We start from the raw sequence: 18,185 nt of genomic DNA on the forward strand, positions 1-18,185 counted from the left end.
TAATATGACCACCCAAAGGAAAATGATGATGTTCACACCACGCACGTTAAAGTAACGTGAAATTGCATTCACAGTATCGGGTCAGCCATTAATGAAATCAGTGTTTCAGGCAGCCCGCGATAGGAGCCAAGTATGGAAAAAGCAGATAACGCCTCAAGCATCACCGAAGTGGTGCACGAACTGCACGGTGTTGAGGACGAGTTGCAGCACTTTGAGGAGAAGCAAGTCAATGTGACGCGCACTTTGCAGATGATTGTGTATCCTGCAATGGTTGCTTTTATCATACTGTCCGCTTATGGGTTTTTCTTAGTTCAATCATTGACCACCGACGTACACCGCTTAACCGAAACCATTGCGGGTATGAATAACAGCGTGCAGACCAATATGCAGAGCATTGCAGGCACGATGGAGACAATGAGTAGTCAAATGGGTAATTTGGTCGAGTCGACCGGACACATGAGTAACAATATTGTCGGCATGAATAGCAGTACGCAGGACATGGCGGGTAACCTTCAGCAGATGAATGCTTCTACCCAAAACATGGCGGTGTCGACTTACAATATGCAGCGTGATATGTGGTCAATGAATAAGAATATTTCTGGCCCCATGAAAATGATCAATAAATTCAATCCATTCGGTAGTGATAAAACCACGCCGTATGTTGTGCCACCACCGAGCACGACGGCGGTGACACCTAACCCGTATTATAACTACTACGGTATGCAACAGCCTGCACCATCCGCAGTGGCTCCGGCGACCAGTGCGCCTGTAGCACCTGTGGCTGCGCAACCGGCTACCCCGGAAGTGGTTACGCCAGCCGTCGCTCCACCCGCAACACCGGCTGGGGCAGCAACGGCAAAAGATGGTCACAGCGCGGTTGAGCCGCCCAATGAACAATTACTCGCGAGTGCGACAAGAGGATAACCATGACACCAGCCAAGCGAATGGAGCAGCGTTTAAAGCGTTTGCAAGAGCACCTTAAACGTGAAAATCCGGTTCTGGTAGAGGCCGTTAACCAATACCGGGAATTGGATGCCGTTGCTCAAAAGCTTGGTTTGCTGGATGGCGGGGAATCCTACGCCACGCAGATTTCGTGGTGGCCGCTGGTGTCGATTTTGGGGACATTCTCGGCGGGTAAATCCAGCTTCATCAATACTTACCTTGATGTGGATTTGCAGCGTACCGGGAATCAGGCGGTTGATGATCGTTTTACGGTCATTACCTTTAGCCCCGATGGACAGCAACGCACTTTGCCGGGATTAGCGTTGGATGGTGATCCACGTTTTCCGTTTTACCAGATCAGCGAAGAGATTGAGCATGTCACCACGGGTGAAGGCGCGAAAATCGACAACTACCTGCAAATGAAAGTGGCACCGAGTGAGAAATTGCGCGGTAAAATTTTGATCGACTCACCGGGGTTTGACGCAGACGAACAACGTAAAGCGACTTTGCGGATTACCGACCACATTATTGAGCTGTCGGATTTGGTTCTGGTGTTTTTTGATGCACGCCACCCCGAACCGGGCGCGATGCAGGATACCCTAGAGCACTTGGTAAAAGGTTCGATGCGCCGCAATGACGGTAGTAAATTCCTGTTTATCTTAAATCAAATTGACACTTCTGCGCGTGAAGATAACCTTGAAGACATCGTATCGTCATGGCAGAAAGCCTTGGTGCAACAGGGTTTGTCAGCGGGCAGTTTCCACATTTTATTCAACGATAAGTTAGCCGTGCCCGTGCCGGATGAAAACGTGTGGGCGCGTTACGTCGCCAAGCGCGATGCCGATTATCGCCGCATTATGGCGCGGATTGATGGCGTAAATATCGAGCGGGTATATCGCATTGTGGGCGCGATGGAATCTCAGGCGAACCACATTGAGCAGCAGGCCGTGCCACGTTTACGTGAAGCGTTACAACGCTGGAAGAAACAGGTATTGATGGCGGACGTGCTGGTATTGGGTTCGTTGTTAATCGCTTTGTTTGCGATGAGCATTGAATTCGATTATTGGGAAGGCTTGTTATTTAACCCGCCTTGGTTAGCTTCTTTGCAGGGTCATACGGTATTTACTGCGATCAGCATTGCGATTCCGATTGGTATTGCGCTGGGTTTGCACCTGTTGATCCGCCAGAAATTGGCGAAACGTATTGCAGAACGTTTGGCTGTGCGTGAATCTTACGGCAGTTTGGCAGCGGCGTTCCGTAAAAGTACCCGCATTTGGCGCAGTATTTTCCTGAGCACACCTTCTGGCTGGAATAAGCGTAATCGGCGGCGTTTGGACGGTATTCGCGATGCAACGGATCGTTTTGTGCAATATTTGAATGACCGTTTTACCAGTCCTTCCGGTTCACAGGATAAGGTGTAACCGGCGTGGGCTGGATGCGTTATCGGAAAATGCCAGCTTTCGGGTTGGCATTTTGCATTCTAATCAGCCTGTTAACGGCGTGTGGCAAACCAGCGGGAATGCAGCTCGAAGGAATGCACGGCACTGCCGTTTGGCATGTCACCCTGACGGATAATCCTGCGGGAGTCGATGCCGCCACCCTCACGGCAGGTATTACCCAAGCATTGAGCAAAACCACCCAACAAATCGCGGGTTGGGATAAGTCTTCAGAAATTTCCCAGTTCAACGCGCACCAAGGCACAGATTGGTTTGCAGTATCGCCGGACGTGGCACGCTTAAGTGAGTTGGCGTTGCGCTTAAGTGCGGAAAGTGCAGGTGTTTACGACATTACCATCCGCCCTTTGATTACCCTGTGGGGATTCGGTTCGGCGCAGGAAAGTGCGGATCATGTGCCCGCTGCGGAGGCTATTGCAGCGGCGCGGGCGCGGGTGGGCTACCAAAAATTGCAGGTGCAACGTGAGCCGCCAGCCTTACGCAAAACCCAAGCGGATTTACACGTGGAACTGGCTTCGTTAGCGGATGGTTTTGCCACCGATAGCGTCGGGGAATACCTTGAATCATTGGGTGTGACGAATTACATGGTGGAAATTGCCGGGGAAATCCGTACCCGTGGCTCTAGTCCGCGCGGCGATGCTTGGCGTGTTGCCATTGAAAAGCCTTTGGATGACGGGCGGGCAGTGCAGCAGGGCATTCGTTTGCACAATGCAGGGCTGGCTACGTCGGGCGATTACCGCAACTTTTTTATGAAAGACGGTAAACGTTATTCACACACGCTTGATCCGGCGACGGGCTATCCGGTGACACATCGTTTAGCTTCGGTATCGGTGGTTGCGCAACAGGGGGCGGAGGCGGATGCTTACGCCACTTTGTTGATGGCGATGGGGGAAATCAAGGGTAAAGCCTTTGCGGATCAGCACGGTTTAGCCGCTTATTTTGTGTGGCGTAGCGAAACGGGTTTTGCCGTCTATGCCACTCCCGCATTTACCCAGTTGCTGTTGGATTAACCCATGTCACGGATTATTTTGTTTAACAAGCCGTATGACGTGTTGTGCCAGTTTACAGATGGTCAAGGCCGTCAAACCCTCGCGGATTTCGTCCCTGTTCCCGGTGTGTATGCCGCCGGACGTTTAGACCGTGACAGTGAAGGCTTATTGCTGTTAACCGATGACGGGCGTTTACAGCATAAAATTGCCGACCCTAAACACAAAACCAGCAAGACCTATTGGGTGCAAGTGGAAGGCACGCCGAGCGACGCAGCGTTACAGCCGTTGCGTGATGGGGTAATGCTCAACGATGGCATGACGCGCCCTGCGACGGTGACGATTATTCCAGAACCACCGGGATTATGGGCGCGGCAACCACCGATTCGGGTGCGCAAAGCGATTCCTGATGCGTGGTTAGCGATTACCATCAGCGAAGGGCGTAATCGTCAGGTGCGGCGTATGACAGCGGCGGTGGGGTTGCCGACGTTACGTTTAATTCGTTATCGCATTGGTTCTTGGACGCTTGACGGTCTCGCCAGCGGTGAATGGTGTGATGCAGGTGTGTGATATAACACATTGATTGAATCTACTCTTTTTAAGATACTGGGACGTAGTTTTAGTGTCTTTTTTCAGGAGAATAGAATGAAACCTTTATTGCGTGCAGCCTTGTTAGGCGTATTGATTTCTGTAACGACAGCTTGCCAAGCAGAAAGTGAAACAGCTAAAAAACCTGCGGAAGCTCCTCAAGTGCAAGCAGCAGCGGTAACCGTGGCTAAAGCAGCGGATGCGGTTAAAGCAGAAAATCCGTTTGTGCGTGCAGTTCCACCGGGTCAACCGAATAGCGCGGCGTTCATGGTGTTGAGCAACGGCAGTGCTGTCGCACACCAAGTGGTATCTGCTACCAGTCCGGTGGCTAACACGGTGGAATTACACACTCACACCAATAACAATGGCGTAATGGAAATGCGCCAGATCCCGCAAATTGATGTGCCAGCCAACGGTAAAGCGGAACTCGCGCCCGGTGGTTTACACATTATGCTGATTGAGTTGCGTCAGGAACTCAAAGCTGGTGAATCCGTAGCGGTAACACTCACCTTTGAAGATGGCAGCACGACTGTCGTTGATGCCCCTATCAAGGAAGTCACCCCACCGATGGGCGGGATGAAACATCACTGATCGCTAACTGCGCTCCAAGTTGCCCCGTGCTAGGAATAGACGGGGCGGCACGCACCCTGTACACGTCCAAAACCCACTAAGCGTTGTTTCCAATAGCCTTGCAGCTTGCTGGTGGTAATGCTTTTCCCAGTGCGCGGCGCGTGGATGAATTTATTGTCACCCAAGTAAATGCCGACATGACTGACGCGCTTGCCGCGTGTTCTGAAAAATACCAAATCACCTTTGCGAGCTTCCTGTTGATTCACTTTCTCCGCTGCTTGGTATTGAGCCGCTGCCGTGCGTGGCAGATTAACCCCTGCGCCTTGCTTGAAAGAATATTGGGTGAGGCCGCTGCAATCAAAACCCGTGGTTGGGCTGCTTCCGCCCCAACAATACATTTTGCCTTGCTGTTTGCGGGCGCACCAAGTGACTTTTTCCAAGGTGCTGGCAGCGGGAGCTTTGCGGGCTTTAGCCAACTGCACGGTGTGCGGTTTGGTTTTTTGGTGGGCTTGAACGACACGGTTTTTCGCAGGTTCGGTGGCTTGTTGTGCCGGACTCACGGCACTTAAGCTGCGGGGATTGGTACTACACCCCGCCAATACCAGCATTGCCGAGCCGAGCAGGGAATATTTTAGGTGCGAGAAATGACAGTTCCACATGTTTCATACCTCCTGATGAAACCCTCTGAGTACCCAGTTTGCCCGACCGACAAACGGGGAGGTCATTCATTTCCGATATGAGGTATAAAACAGTGGCTATGCTGTTGAGCGGTGGAAGTTGCTGTTAACCGTTATGCAAGCAACTGTTTTTTCAGCCGATAATTGAGCGCGTCACGGCTAATGCCCAGCAGTTTAGCGGCATGGGTTTTATTGTTTTGGGTGCGCTCTAACGCTTGATTGAGTAAATCGCGCTCAAGCTCATCCAGATTAACCCCATGCATCGGCAAACTGAAAGATGTGCTGTGTGCTGGTTCACCCGGATTGCGTAATTCGTGCGGCAGGTTCGTTACCCCGATTTCACGACCAGCGAGCAAAATGCTACAACGTTCGCACAGATTGCGTAACTCGCGCACATTGCCTGTCCATGTATGGCGTAACAATTGCTGGCGTGCAGGTTTATCGAAACTGGCGCGTGGTAATTGGTGTTGTGACGCAAATTGCTGGAGGAAATGGTTGAGCAGCAACTCAATGTCTTCTTTGCGTTCGCGCAGTGCTGGTAATTCCACCGGAATAATGTTCAAACGGAAAAACAAATCGCGGCGGAATTCACCACGTTCTGCCAGTGTGAATAAATCCCGGTGAGTGGCGGCAAATACCCGCACATTGAGGCGTTTCGCCTGTGCGTCACCCAGCGGTAAGATTTCGCCCGACTCTAAAAAGCGTAGTAATTTCGCTTGCAGATTTAACGGCAATTCACCGATTTCATCCAGAAATAAGGTTCCGCCATCCGCTGCGGTTAATAGCCCCGCGTGGTTATTATCAGCCCCGGTGAACGCGCCTTTGCGGTGTCCGAATAGCAGGGATTCCGCCAGTGTTTCCGGCAATGCTGCGCAATTGACCGCAATAAACGGCTGCTGGTGGCGCGGGCTGGCAGCGTGCATGGCGTGCGCCACCAATTCTTTACCCGTGCCGGATTCGCCTGTGATTAACACGCTGGCATCGGTTTGAGCAATCAAGTGTGCGGAACGCAATACGGCTTCCAAGACTGGTGAACGGGTCAGGATGTCATCAAAACGCATAAACACGCCTATTCCTATCAAAAAGCGGGGTAAAACGGTTTGCAATTTAGCATTATTGCTTGCGAAAGGTCATGACTTATTGCAAGTTTTTGGCAGTTTCCCGATTCATCAGCGTCATTAAGGAGTCAGCGCGTGCATATTGGAATTGATCTTGGTGGTACGAAAATCGAAGTGTTATTGCTGGACGCGCACGGCACTGAGCAGTTCCGCCAGCGTTTACCCACCCCGCAAGGGCAGTACGCAGCGACATTACACACCATTAAAACGCTAGTGGATGCGGCGGAACGTGTCGCTGGTGGGCAATGCAGCGTGGGTGTCGGAATGCCGGGGGCGATTTCCCCCGCAACCGGTTTAATGAAAAATGCGAACTCGGTGGTGTTGAATGGCAAGCCGTTGCACACCGATTTGAGCCATCTGTTACAACGCGCTATCCGTATGGAAAATGATGCGAATTGTTTTGCGTTATCAGAGGCTACCGACGGCGCGGCAGCCGGTGCGTCGGTGGTATTCGGGGTCATTATTGGCACAGGTACAGGTGCGGGGATTGTGGTAAACGGGCAGGTGTTAGGTGGCGCAAACGCTATCGGCGGCGAATGGGGGCACAACCCCTTGCCTTGGCCTGAAATGCACGAATTGCCCGGTGCGGCGTGTTATTGCGGCAAACACGGCTGTATTGAAACTTGGCTTTCCGGCACGGGTTTCGCCGCGCATTACCGCTTATTACACGGGGAAAGCGTAACTGCGGCGACGCTGGTGGAACGCGCTGCACACGGCGATGAGCGTGCCGAAACCGCGTTGCAGGCTTACGAGGAGCGCATGGCAAAAAGCCTTGCTCATGTTATCAATATCCTTGATCCCAATGTGATTGTGCTGGGCGGCGGGATGTCAAACATTGCCCGTTTGTACCAAAATGTGCCCGCGCGTTGGGGGAAATACGTGTTCTCTGATTACGTAACGACCCGTTTATTGCCTCCTCGCTACGGCGACTCCAGCGGGGTACGTGGTGCGGCTTGGTTAGGTGCTAACCACCCCGGTAAAAACGGTTGTTGACCTTTGCGGCTTGGCTGGTGGTTTCAACGTTGCTGCTTTCGGCGGCAGCGTAACCCCCGCGATAAAACCGATTATTGGCTTCCACAGCGCGTGTTGGTGCGGGATTACTGGCTAATAACGGTGGTTTTTCAATGCGTAAGCTGGGGCGAATTCCCAATACATCTATACACATTTGATGAATAACCGCTGCATCTGCCCGAAACGGCACAAATTGATTTTCGGAAAACGAGCAGGAGCCGCCTTGTGTACCTAGAAAACTGCGCACGGCGGTCATGCCCTGATCGCGTTTGTGGGTGCAGTGGGTGATTTTTCCTTCTTCTATGGCGAAACGGCAAGAGGTGTTTATATCCGTCGCTACGAAAAACGTACCGGATTGTTTTTGCCCTAAAATTTGGGACAAGCGCGTCAAAATTTGCGCCAGTGTCAGTTGTGAATTCCTTTCCATAAAGAACCTCGTCGGGTAGTCGACTGTGTTTATTGATTACTGTTGGAAAGGAAGCAATAACCGTACCACCTCATCAAAGTCTGCGGGAAACTTCGCTTGAATCAGTAAGTTTTCATGATTGTGCGGGTGTTTTAAGCAAAGCTGGGTGGCGTGCAGCAACAAACGTGAGCTGCCAAACTGTTCACGGAAAAAACGGTTGTGTTTACCGTTGCCGTGGGTGGTGTCACCGATCAAATGGTGGGAAATGTGCTTCATGTGGCGGCGCAATTGGTGCTTGCGCCCTGTTTTGGGGCATAGCTCCACCAAGGAGTAACGGCTGGTCGGGTGGCGGTCAACTGCGAACGGCACTTCAAACGCCTGTAATCGCCGGTAATGGGTCAACGCGGTTTGTGCGTCTTTATCAGTGTCTGCGTCGGCATCCGCCAGTGCGTCCAACTGTTCACGCAACGGGTGATCAATCACGCCATTGTCGGGAACAAACCCACGCGCAATGGCTTGGTAGGTTTTCTGCACTTGCCCAGCGGTAAATTGCGCATTGATCAGCCGTGCGGTGTCGCTATCAAGCGCGAACAGCAATACCCCCGACGTGGGTTTATCCAGCCGATGCACCGGGTAAACTTTCTGCCCAATCTGGTCGCGGGTAAGCTGAATCGCAAAGCGCGTTTCGTGGCGGTCAATCAGGCTGCGATGCACCAACAGACCCGAAGGTTTGTTGATGGCAACAAGGTGAGCATCTTGGTAGAGGATTTCTAGCATTAAGGTGTTGCGGCTTGATGGCGAGCGAGTAACCAGCTTTCCTGCATTTTCAGGAAGTTCAGGAACACGGCGTTAAAATCTTCCACTACAGAGGTTTTGACCGCTTCCAAACCCAGCAAAGTATCGCTCCAAGTTTGCAGGCGAGTACCCAATTCCAGTTCCAGCCCCACCAATTGACGTGCCAGTGACAAACGCATGAACAGCGGTGCGTAAACCGTGTCCACCAGTTTCAATTCGCTACCGGAAAAGAATGGGCCAGTAGCATCGACTACCGTTGCCAGCCGTTGCAAACCTTGTTGCAGGGATTCGCGGGCTTCGTTAAACGCGGTTTCATCCTTTGCCGTCACCATGCGGAACTGCCGCCCGATCAGCTCGGAACAAAACTCGATCCAAGCGCGATGTTGGGCTTTTTCCAGCGGGTCAGCGGGGTGCAGGCTGGGCGGGTAGACTTCATCCAAATATTCCAGAATCACCGCAGACTCGAACAATGGCGTACCATCGACCAGCAACACCGGCACTTTACCCAGTGGGGAAATGGCCTTGAACCAGTCAGGTGCGTCGTGCGGGTTAATGTGGGTGAGGCTGTATTCGATGCCTTTCATATTGAGGGCAATCACAGAACGCTGTACGAACGGGCAAACTTTGAAACTGACTAGTTCCAGCTTGTGCGGGGTGTGCATGGGGTAACTCCTGTTTGTTGTGGATACGTCGTCGCTAAGTTTACATGAAGTTGCACGGCATCACTTGAACTGCCATATAAAAACCACGAAGATGGAATCGTGCAGTTGAGCTTTAAGTCCCTTGTGCAGGAGTCAGTGCGATGGGTGCGTTACCGAAGTCACCTTATGTGTCCCCAGAAGAATATTTATTAGGGGAAAACGACCGCCCGGATGGGCAGAAATACGAGTATGTGAATGGGCAGATTTACGCGATGGCGGGGGCGAGTCGCGGGCATAATTTACTGGCAGGAAATTTTTTCCTCGCATTGGCTCTGCACCTGCGCGGCAGTCGTTGCCAAGTATTTCAGTCGGATATGAGGGTTGAAATTCAAATATTCAACGATACCCGTTATTACTACCCTGATGTGCAGGTGACGTGTGAGGATGAAACCGCATCGCATTTTAATCAATCGCCGTGTCTGGTGATTGAAGTATTATCCGGCAGCACGGCACGTAAAGATCGCACGGAAAAACTGGTAGGTTATCGGATGATTCCAACTTTACAGGAATACGTGCTGTGTTCGCAGGACACGCCTTACGTGGAAATTTACCGCCGCAGCAACGAGTGGCTCAAGGAAAGTTACACCGAGGGCAAAACTTTCACACTCGTTTCTGTTGGGTTGGAAATGGCGGTGGATGATCTTTACACGTTCTTACGTTGATCACAGAATCTTTTCGCCGTCACCATTGAGCAGATTGACTCAGAAAACAGCAATGCCGCTAGGTTTTGGCGACCAGCGCGTGATCAAATGTGCTGACGCGCAGTTATAAGCATTTTGTAGGAAATCAATACGTTCATCTTCGCGCATCCCTGTTTGCAGCAAGAGTGTTTCTCTCAAGGGATGATGGCTTTTAATCAAATACTCATTACGCTGATGCAAGCGATCCAGCAGATCAAGTTTCGGCAAACGGTCAAACTTCCCCTCACTACCTCGATTGCATTCCTTGCACGCCAGCACAAGATTCGCCACACCATTGATCGGTTTATCGGTGGCACAAAAGGTCAACTTGTGCGGAAAGAAATGATCAACATCAGCCAAATTATCGGAGGTGGGGTCAATAGAAATATCGCGGTAACAGTAAAAACAACGACCTTTTTGGTAGCCATTCAGCGCATCCCGCGAGGAGGTGATATTTACCCGTCGATGTTGTGTGGTGAGGGTGTGTAAAAACTGACTGGTTTCATCATACGAAACTTGCACCACCTGCTTAGGCAAATTCAATTCCCATGCGGTTTCTACCAGTCGCCAACGCGCTTCGGTTTCCTGATTCAAATCAGCAAAATCACCCAAACTAGCCAAATGATAAAATTGCTCGGTTAACCGAATGCCTCCGGCTGTTTTACGTTCATCGAGAAAAAATCGACTATCCAGCTCTTTGCCATGCACGTTATGGAAGGCATCCAACACATTGTTAAAACCCAGCTTTACGGTTTCAGTAATGAGTTCATCCCGTGAAGTATTCGCGTCTCCATCACGAAATTTTCGACAAACCTCCAGAAAGCGGCTTTGGCTGGAAGTGCCTTGCTTATCACATTGTTGGAGGTGCTGGATAACATGATCAGCAAAGTGAGGGGCTAAGTCTTCAAGACGAATTAGCTCTTGTTGATTGGTTCGTAAATCATACAGTGCTTTCGCCAAGGCAAATTTGTATGACGCGACATTTCTGCCAAACAAAATAATGGCTCGCCAGTGATTTTCTAAAGTTGGTTCGATTTCATAAAAACGGGAGTCATTCGCCATGCCTAGTTTACCTTGCTGACCAATAATCGGCTTTTTCAGGAAAAATCCACCGCACGCCACCACGCGGATCAGCCTGATCGCCCGTATAACGCGGTATCACATGCACATGCAGGTGAAACACCGTTTGCCCAGCGGCTTCGCCGACATTCACGCCGACGTTATAGCCTGCGGGCTGATATTGCGTGTCGAGTTGCTGCTTAGTGATATGCAACAATTCATGCAAAGCGTTGAATTCTTCCGGCGTAAGTTCAAACAGTGAAGCCACATGGCGTTTCGGAATAATCAGCGAATGCCCCAACGACACCGGAAAACGGTCACGGATGACCACATGAAATGCATTTTCCGCCACAATATCCGCCGCTGCGAGTTGGCAGAATGGGCAAGATTGTTCGGTTGTCATGAGACTGCCTCTAATAAAACTGTGGCCTCGCTTTGCAAGGCGCGGGTGAAATCCGTTTCCTGATGGCTAGTCAGCAATAAACGGTCAGTAGCGCGGGTCATGGCGACATACAATAGCTTTGCTTCATCGGCTGCGGTTGCCGTATCCGTGCTAATGAAACCAATGCCCGCAATCACCACCAACGGAAATTCCAACCCCTTGCTGCTATGGAAAGTCATGAGCTTTACCGAATCTTCGGCAGGGTTGAAACCTTTTTTACTCGCCGGGTCACGCAACCAATAACAAGGTACGTCTGCGTCGTGCATGGCTTGCTGCAATACTTTGCCCTGATTACTGTGTCGATACAGCACCGCCATTTCTGCCCATGATGTGCCACGTTCCTGATGCCATTGCCGTAACCAACGCACAATTCTTACGGTTTCTTCTGCAAAACTGGAGAACAGGCGGCAAACAGGACTAAAGCTGTGTCGCCCTGCCATTTCTGGAGCCAGTAGGGGGATATGATCGTCGTCACTGTCGTGGGGTTGCAAATATTGCCGCGCAAATTGGTAAGCAAACCCAAACACTTCATCGGTGTTACGGTAATTGAGGCGCAGCACGGTAGTACGCCCGCGTGCTTGAATCCCCACGCTGGAAAGGCTGAACTTCAACGATTGGTTTTGTTGGTAAATGGATTGCGCATCATCGTATAACAACAGCAAAGAATCTTTTTCCGGGTCAACCATGCCGCTAACCAGCTTTAACCACGCAGGCTGAAAATCATGCCCCTCATCAATCATGATTGCGCCATATTGCGCTTTGGGAATACGCCCACTTTCTACAGCGGCACTGACGCTATTGACCAGCGCATCCAAATACTCAACCCCGTGTTCCGTTGGGCGGTCGATGTGATAGGCACGTAATTGTTCACCACACCAGTCATGAAAGTGGTAAACGCTCACCTTGTCATCAATGGCTTTTTCTTGCATCAAAGCCCGCAACCGCGCCGCTAAGGCAATGTTGTAACACAATACCAAAATGGGTTTGGACAATAGCTTTGCCAGATACAAACAGCGGTACGCCAAGATGAGCGTTTTCCCAGAGCCTGCTACCCCGTGAATAACACGATGCCCACGCCCCATGCTGCGAGCTAGTTGTTCCTGTTGCAGATCCATGACTTTGAGAATATCGGGCAACACCGTTTCGATGGGTTTATCGGCAATATCAGCCTGCGGTTCTGCAAACAAACTGCCTTGGGACGCGATCCGAATCTCCGGGAAAATATGCCAGCGGATACGATCCAACTGCGGCACTGTCAGCGGCTTGCTGAACTGGTAATCGAACATATTCCATAAGCATTGCTGGAAATCTTCCGGGTCAATATTTTCCAGCATTTCATCACTGCACAGGGTGCGATTCCAAGGCAACACGGCTTGCAAATCGGTATTGCTAAACTGTTTCCGGCTAATATTGGTCAGTACCACGCCATAGCCGTAAGGGAACGCCAATTTGCCCTGATGCCTGCCTGCGTATTGAATCAATTGCGGGTCTTGTTCGAGTTGCTGCACCAACTTATAAGCACATTGCCGCGCCTGTTCCAGCGGGTTGGTAGTGGTTTTAACGCCTTGCGGAGTTAGCAGGGTAGCAGACGCTTTGTCGATAGACTGAATACTATCCAGCTTCCAATCTTTCACTTCCAGCAGCAATAATCCGCGCCAAGGATGCACGATAATGAAATCAGCGTAACGCTGGCGAAAACCTTCACCCACACGCGGCTCGTACCAACACAGGTAATCATCTTCCAACAACTGTTCCAAACGACGCGCAAAACGCTTCTCGCCGGAAGTCATCCGATTGAGGCAACTCTGTAAAGACGGGATTAGCTTAGTCATAACGCAATTATTGTCGTTTTTAGTTGATATAGCGTCGATGATACAGCAGCGTTCGGTGCACTAGCCACAATGAGTTCAAACAGTGAAGTCACATGGTGTTTGGAATAATCAGCGTCTGATTCAATTTAAGCTGTTCCGAGATTGTTACAACCACGCCCGAATCGCTGCCGCTAATTCCGCCGGAGGTGCGGCGTGTTGCACTTGCGTTTGCACTTTACCCTGTTTGTCGATCACGTAAATCACGCTGGAATGGTCAATGGTGTACGCCATCGCCGACCCCGGCATTTCGACTTTGCGGAAAAAGGCGTTGTAACGCCGTGCGAGGGTTTCCAGCTCCGGCAATGTGCCGCTGACCCCGACGATATTGGGGTGGAAATAGCCGACGTAGCGTTGAATGTGTTCTAAAGTGTCGCGTTCGGGGTCAACCGAGATGAAAATGCCTTGCACCTGCGCCATTTCTGCGGCACTGAGTTGTGCAAAAGCGGCCTTTTGGGTTGCCATTGAGGTGGGGCAAATGTCGGGGCAGGCGGTATAACCGAAATACAACGCCACCACTTTACCGCGAAAATCGGCTAAATTGACCGCGCCCTTAGCAGATTGCAGGGTGAAATCGCCACCCACCGATTGTGCGGCGGGTTGCACACTCGCAGCCGGTGCGGGGTTAAGTTGTTGCGAGATCCACCATGCTGCGGCTACGCCTAAGCTGATGGCGGCGACCATGCCGATGAGTTGTTTCCACATAACTGCTACTCAAATTGCCGTTAAAGGTGCTAAGATAACCCTTCATCAAAGGGGCTTACCTTGAAAAAAAGCAAGCGGGATAATATTAAAATCAATGTCCTGCCGATCAAACAGACGAACTGTGAACCACACTATGCCTGTATTGCCTAGAAATTTAGCGGATGAACCGCTTGCCAAAACGCTACCTGTCGCGCTGCTGCTGCATTTGTTGCTCATCGGTGGGGTTGGCTTTATTCCGGGAATTAACCCGCAAGCGTATCTTTCCCCGGTGCTCGACATCACGCTGGTACAAACGCACAGCGAGAAAGCTCCCGACGAGGTCGATTTTATCGCGCAAGCCAATCAACAAGCCAGCGGTAATAGTGACCAAAAAAATCGCCCGACCAGCCCATTGTCATCGTTGTTGCCCAATGAAGCAGAAGGCGATTCTCCTGTACAAACCGAAGCCAGCATGACCGAGGCAGTGCCGAAGTTACAACCGCAAATCCTGACTACCAAAGGCGAAACCTTTAAACGCGTCGATAAATCCCCGGAACAGCCCGAAGAAGAGCAGCCGGAAATCGCACCAGAGCGTTCGGATGCCACCCAAGAAATTGCGCAATTGCTGGCGGAAGTGGACGAACAAGAAGCGCGTTACGCCCGCCGCCCCCGGATTCACTTTATTGATGCGGTGAGTGCCAAAAGCGCGGTGGAAGCGGAATACATTGATGCGTGGGTGAAGAAAATTGAGCGCGTCGGCAATATCAATTTCCCCGAAGAAGCGGTGCGTCGCCAGTTGAGTGGCAAGTTGATTTTGAATGCCACCCTCGATCATCAGGGTCGTATTGTCGATACCCAAATCAGTGTATCATCAGGCTATGATGTATTGGATAAAGCCGCCTTGCGCATCGTGACTTTAGCAGGGCCTTATCCGCCATTGCCGGATGACATCCGCCGTAAATGGGATCAACTCAACATTACCCGCACGTGGTTGTTCCACAGCGGAACCCTCGACACTCAATAACCCGATGGATTGGTAAAGCCTGTGACCGAGAATACCCTTAACCTGCGCAACCACCTGCTGATTGCCATGCCGGGCATGGGCGACCCGAATTTTGACCATAGCGTGAGCTTGTTATGCCAGCATGATGAATTCGGTGCGTTTGGCGTGGTGATTAATCGTCCGTTGGAAATGACGGTGGGGGAATTGCTGGGGCAGTTGGCGATTGAAATCCATGACCCACACATTGCAGGGCAACCCGCACTGAGCGGCGGGCCGGTGCAACCGGAGCAAGGTTTTGTGCTGCACGACGGCGAGCGTCGCTGGGATAGCACCTTGCGGATTAGTGACGATTTAGCCCTGACTTCTTCGCGCGATATTTTAAGCGACATTGCCAGTGGTGTGGGGCCGCAGCATTTTTTGCTGATTTTGGGTTGTGCAGGCTGGAGTCCGGGGCAGTTGGAACACGAAATCAAAGAAAATGCGTGGCTTACCTGCCTTGCTACCCCGGAAATCTTATTTGATATGCCCTACACTCAACGTTGGCAGGGTGCGGCGCGTACCTTGGGAATTGATATGAATTTACTGGGTGTTACCGCAGGACACGCATGACGCATTTGACGGTTTTGGGTTTCGATTACGGTAAAGCTCGCATTGGCGTTGCTGTTGCCAATACCTTAACAGGGGTGGCGACACCGCAATCGACGGTAACAGCGCGTGACGGTGTGCCCGACTGGGCGGCGATTACCCGCTGTATACAAGAGTGGCGACCCAAACGTTTGGTGGTGGGGATGCCACGTAAACTGGATGGTAGCGACAGTGCGATGCAAGAGCCGATTGAGCGTTTCATCCGTCAATTGGAAGGGCGTTACGCCTTGCCGGTGGATGTGGTCAGCGAGCAATTGTCCTCACGGGAGGCGGAGCAACGCTTAAAGTCGGCGCGGCAAGCGGGGCGCAAACGCAAAGTCCGCAAAGAAGAGATTGATCAGGTGGCTGCCGCCATTATTCTGGAAAGCTGGATGCAGGAATACACTAATGGACAACAACTATAATATTGATGCCTTACTCGACACGCTGGAACAGCAGGTGCGTGATTGGATGCAAGCCCGTGGCATTGCTGATCCGTTGCTGGTTGGTATTCATACCGCTGGGGTATGGATTGCCGAACACTTGCAACAACGCCTGCAATTGGCGGAAGAGCCGGGAAGCTTGAGTGTCACTTTTTACCGCGATGACTTCAGTCGGGTGGGTCTGCATCCACAAAGCAAGCCGTCGTTATTACCCGATGTGAATAATCGCCATGTATTGCTGATTGATGACGTGATTTATACCGGGCGTACTTTGCGCGGTGCTATGAATGAACTGTTTGATTTCGGGCGACCCGCTTCGATTACCGTGGCGGTATTGGTGGCACGCCAAGGGCGGGAATTACCGATTGAGCCGCAATTGGCAGCGTTACACGCCGAGCCGGGGGCGCAATGGCATATTGAGGTGACGGGGCCGCAACCGTTGGCTTTGGCGGTTGTGCCACGCGCAGCACCCTAGATGTTAATCAATGCCCGTCTGCCGTTACCGCGCAAGGTGTTGTTGCGGTTGCGCAGTATCTTGCTGGTGGTGATGTTAACGGTGTTGGCATTGCCGTTGGGTGGTTTGTATTTTTTCCGCATTTACGAAAATGAACTGGTACAACAAACCGAGCTGGAATTGATTTCACAAGCAGCGGTATTGGCGGCGACGTTTCGGCAAACAGTGCGGGATCAGGCGAACGGACACGATTACGGCTACGTGTTGTTTACTGGGGATTTGGGGAAAGCGTATCTCAGCCCTGCGCGTGAAGTTTCGCCTGAATCGCAGGATTATCAGCCGGTAACACCGCGTGTTGATTTGATTGCGCCGATTGAATTGCCGCGCCCGGAAGCGCGTCCGAGTATCCACGCTACCGATACGTTGGCGCAAAATGTCGGGGAGCGGATGAAGCGCATTATGCAGGATATGCAGCAAACCACCTTATCCGGGGTGCGCTTGCTGGACATGAACGGCACGGTGATTGCGGGGCGCGAAGAGGTTGGTTTGTCACTGGCGCACATTGCCGAAGTGAAACAGGCGTTGAAGGGGCAATACGCCAGTACGATTCGCCAACGGGTGTCGGATGAGCCACCGCCGCCGCTGTATTCGATCAGTCGCGGAACCAATATTCGGGTGTTTGCGGCGTTTCCGGTGATTGAAGCGGGGCGATTGCAAGGGGTGATTTATTTATCACGTACCCCGACCAATATTATCAAACATTTGTATGAAGTGAAGGAAACCGTGGCTCTGGCAACTTTGAGTTTGCTGGTGTTGGCGGTGTTGCTGGTGCTGTTTGTATCGTCAACGATTTCGCGCCCGATTCGGGAATTATTGCGGCAAACCGAGCGGGTGCGTAACGGCGAACAGCGTGAAATTGCGCCGCTACAGCATCCGGTAACGCAGGAAATGGCGCAATTATCCGACAGCTTTGTGGGGATGTCACACGCGCTGGCGGAGCGTTCGGATTATTTACGTCGCTTTGCGACGCATGTTTCCCACGAGTTTAAAACCCCGTTGACTTCGATGCAGGGGGCGTTGGAGTTATTGCGTGATCACTTGGATTCGATGACGGTAGAACGCAGCGGGCATTTCATCAATAATTTATTGGCAGATACCCAGCGGTTGAAATTGCTGGTCAATCGTCTACTGGAGCTGGCACGCGCCGATGCGTTGGAACCCAGCAAGCAAACCAGCACCCTGACAGAAATGCTCAAAGCAGTGCAAAATCGTTACCAAGAGCGCGGTTTGGCATTGCAAATACCGCAAGGCTTGCCGGAATGCCGTTTGGCGATTGCCCCAGACGCACTAGAGTCTATTTTCAGCAATTTATTCGATAACAGCGTGCAGCATGGCGCAACCAGTACTGCGTTGACCGCGCAAGTGCGCCCGCAAGTGCTGGAAGTGCACGTGCAGGATAACGGCGAAGGCATTTCCCCGGCGAATCGCGATAAAATTTTCACCCCGTTTTTTACCACTAAACGCAGCAACGGCGGCACGGGGTTGGGGCTGGAAATCATTGCGTCGTTGCTCAAGGCTTACGGTGGCAGTATTCGTTTAGGAGAAAGTGCTGTGGGGGCGGCGTTTGTGCTGGAATTACCTTTGGATAAAACTTGAGATTGGCATCGTATCGTCTGACTT

Annotated in this window: 21 protein-coding genes; 12 read left to right on the forward strand and 9 right to left on the reverse strand. The window is 51.6% G+C overall.

Translation table 11 applies throughout. The features are described 5' to 3' along the window. The first annotated feature begins 132 nt into the window (after positions 1 to 132). From J9260_RS00270 to J9260_RS00290, 5 genes are all read left to right on the forward strand, one after another. Positions 133 to 924: a methyl-accepting chemotaxis protein gene (locus tag J9260_RS00270; RefSeq protein ID WP_210219078.1), complete on the forward strand. Its 792-nt coding sequence runs from the start codon at positions 133 to 135 to the stop codon at positions 922 to 924. 2 nt (positions 925 to 926) lie between these two features. Next, positions 927 to 2,363, forward strand: coding sequence for a dynamin family protein (locus J9260_RS00275; protein WP_210219079.1), 1,437 nt, complete (start codon positions 927 to 929; stop codon positions 2,361 to 2,363). A 14-nt stretch (positions 2,364 to 2,377) separates the two neighbouring features. Continuing rightward, positions 2,378 to 3,406: an FAD:protein FMN transferase gene (locus J9260_RS00280; protein WP_210219080.1), complete on the forward strand. Its 1,029-nt coding sequence runs from the start codon at positions 2,378 to 2,380 to the stop codon at positions 3,404 to 3,406. A gap of 3 nt (positions 3,407 to 3,409) precedes the next feature. Beyond that, on the forward strand, positions 3,410 to 3,952 hold the full coding sequence (locus tag J9260_RS00285; RefSeq protein WP_210219081.1) for an rRNA large subunit pseudouridine synthase E: 543 nt from the start codon (positions 3,410 to 3,412) through the stop codon (positions 3,950 to 3,952). Positions 3,953 to 4,027: 75 nt separating this feature from the next. Next, positions 4,028 to 4,561, forward strand: coding sequence for a copper chaperone PCu(A)C (locus tag J9260_RS00290; protein WP_210219082.1), 534 nt, complete (start codon positions 4,028 to 4,030; stop codon positions 4,559 to 4,561). 29 nt (positions 4,562 to 4,590) lie between these two features. On the opposite strand, the gene J9260_RS00295 is transcribed toward J9260_RS00290, so the two are convergent. Together J9260_RS00295 and J9260_RS00300 are read right to left on the reverse strand one after the other, a co-directional pair. Beyond that, complete coding sequence (locus J9260_RS00295) at positions 4,591 to 5,199, reverse strand: C40 family peptidase (protein WP_246499546.1); 609 nt, start codon at positions 5,197 to 5,199, stop codon at positions 4,591 to 4,593. Between the two features lie 131 nt (positions 5,200 to 5,330). Then, on the reverse strand, positions 5,331 to 6,278 hold the full coding sequence (locus tag J9260_RS00300; RefSeq protein WP_210219083.1) for a sigma-54 interaction domain-containing protein: 948 nt from the start codon (positions 6,276 to 6,278) through the stop codon (positions 5,331 to 5,333). 132 nt (positions 6,279 to 6,410) lie between these two features. On the opposite strand from J9260_RS00300, the gene J9260_RS00305 reads away from it, so the two are divergent. Next, positions 6,411 to 7,328 (forward strand): ROK family protein, encoded by a 918-nt coding sequence (locus tag J9260_RS00305; protein ID WP_210219084.1) that lies wholly within the window; start codon positions 6,411 to 6,413, stop codon positions 7,326 to 7,328. Here J9260_RS00305 and J9260_RS00310 read toward each other — a convergent pair. Genes J9260_RS00310 through J9260_RS00320 form a run of 3 tightly spaced genes read right to left on the reverse strand, consistent with a single transcriptional unit; the run spans position 7,300 to position 9,209 of the window. Continuing rightward, entirely contained in the window at positions 7,300 to 7,773 is a 474-nt protein-coding gene (locus J9260_RS00310; protein WP_210219085.1) for a hypothetical protein, read from the reverse strand. The genes J9260_RS00305 and J9260_RS00310 overlap by 29 nt on opposite strands. A 36-nt stretch (positions 7,774 to 7,809) precedes the next feature. Continuing rightward, positions 7,810 to 8,529, reverse strand: a complete 720-nt coding sequence (truC, locus tag J9260_RS00315) for a tRNA pseudouridine(65) synthase TruC (RefSeq protein ID WP_210219086.1) — start codon at positions 8,527 to 8,529, stop codon at positions 7,810 to 7,812. After that, on the reverse strand, positions 8,529 to 9,209 hold the full coding sequence (locus J9260_RS00320) for a glutathione S-transferase family protein (protein WP_210219087.1): 681 nt from the start codon (positions 9,207 to 9,209) through the stop codon (positions 8,529 to 8,531). Before J9260_RS00320 ends, truC begins: the two co-directional genes overlap by 1 nt. 140 nt (positions 9,210 to 9,349) lie before the next feature. On the opposite strand from J9260_RS00320, the gene J9260_RS00325 reads away from it, so the two are divergent. Continuing rightward, the gene (locus J9260_RS00325; RefSeq protein ID WP_210219088.1) at positions 9,350 to 9,910 is read left to right on the forward strand and encodes a Uma2 family endonuclease; all 561 of its coding nucleotides are present in this window, start codon (positions 9,350 to 9,352) and stop codon (positions 9,908 to 9,910) included. 39 nt (positions 9,911 to 9,949) lie between these two features. On the opposite strand, the gene J9260_RS00330 is transcribed toward J9260_RS00325, so the two are convergent. The 4 genes from J9260_RS00330 to J9260_RS00345 all read right to left on the reverse strand — a co-directional run bounded on the left by J9260_RS00330 (position 9,950) and on the right by J9260_RS00345 (position 14,002). After that, positions 9,950 to 10,990 (reverse strand): HNH endonuclease family protein, encoded by a 1,041-nt coding sequence (locus J9260_RS00330; RefSeq protein WP_210219089.1) that lies wholly within the window; start codon positions 10,988 to 10,990, stop codon positions 9,950 to 9,952. Between the two features lie 7 nt (positions 10,991 to 10,997). Then, positions 10,998 to 11,390 carry an HIT family protein gene (locus J9260_RS00335; RefSeq protein WP_210219090.1) on the reverse strand — a complete coding sequence of 131 codons (393 nt, stop codon included), beginning with the start codon at positions 11,388 to 11,390 and terminating at the stop codon, positions 10,998 to 11,000. Continuing rightward, positions 11,387 to 13,261 (reverse strand): 3'-5' exonuclease, encoded by a 1,875-nt coding sequence (locus J9260_RS00340; protein ID WP_210219091.1) that lies wholly within the window; start codon positions 13,259 to 13,261, stop codon positions 11,387 to 11,389. The genes J9260_RS00335 and J9260_RS00340 overlap by 4 nt, the downstream gene beginning before the upstream one ends. 144 nt (positions 13,262 to 13,405) lie before the next feature. Beyond that, positions 13,406 to 14,002 carry an SCO family protein gene (locus tag J9260_RS00345; protein WP_210219092.1) on the reverse strand — a complete coding sequence of 199 codons (597 nt, stop codon included), beginning with the start codon at positions 14,000 to 14,002 and terminating at the stop codon, positions 13,406 to 13,408. Positions 14,003 to 14,123: 121 nt separating this feature from the next. On the opposite strand from J9260_RS00345, the gene J9260_RS00350 reads away from it, so the two are divergent. The 5 genes from J9260_RS00350 to J9260_RS00370 are packed head-to-tail and all read left to right on the forward strand — an operon-like array spanning position 14,124 to position 18,161. Then, the gene (locus tag J9260_RS00350) at positions 14,124 to 15,005 is read left to right on the forward strand and encodes an energy transducer TonB (RefSeq protein ID WP_246499548.1); all 882 of its coding nucleotides are present in this window, start codon (positions 14,124 to 14,126) and stop codon (positions 15,003 to 15,005) included. A gap of 21 nt (positions 15,006 to 15,026) precedes the next feature. Beyond that, complete coding sequence (locus J9260_RS00355; protein ID WP_210219093.1) at positions 15,027 to 15,593, forward strand: YqgE/AlgH family protein; 567 nt, start codon at positions 15,027 to 15,029, stop codon at positions 15,591 to 15,593. Continuing rightward, positions 15,590 to 16,033 (forward strand): Holliday junction resolvase RuvX, encoded by a 444-nt coding sequence (ruvX, locus tag J9260_RS00360; protein WP_210219094.1) that lies wholly within the window; start codon positions 15,590 to 15,592, stop codon positions 16,031 to 16,033. The genes J9260_RS00355 and ruvX overlap by 4 nt, the downstream gene beginning before the upstream one ends. Then, positions 16,017 to 16,526, forward strand: coding sequence for a bifunctional pyr operon transcriptional regulator/uracil phosphoribosyltransferase PyrR (gene pyrR / locus J9260_RS00365; protein ID WP_210219095.1), 510 nt, complete (start codon positions 16,017 to 16,019; stop codon positions 16,524 to 16,526). The genes ruvX and pyrR overlap by 17 nt, the downstream gene beginning before the upstream one ends. After that, complete coding sequence (locus J9260_RS00370) at positions 16,527 to 18,161, forward strand: sensor histidine kinase (protein ID WP_210219096.1); 1,635 nt, start codon at positions 16,527 to 16,529, stop codon at positions 18,159 to 18,161. It abuts the gene before it with no gap. Positions 18,162 to 18,185: the final 24 nt, after the last annotated feature.

The organism is Thiothrix unzii, from assembly GCF_017901175.1.
GTDB lineage: Bacteria > Pseudomonadota > Gammaproteobacteria > Thiotrichales > Thiotrichaceae > Thiothrix > Thiothrix unzii.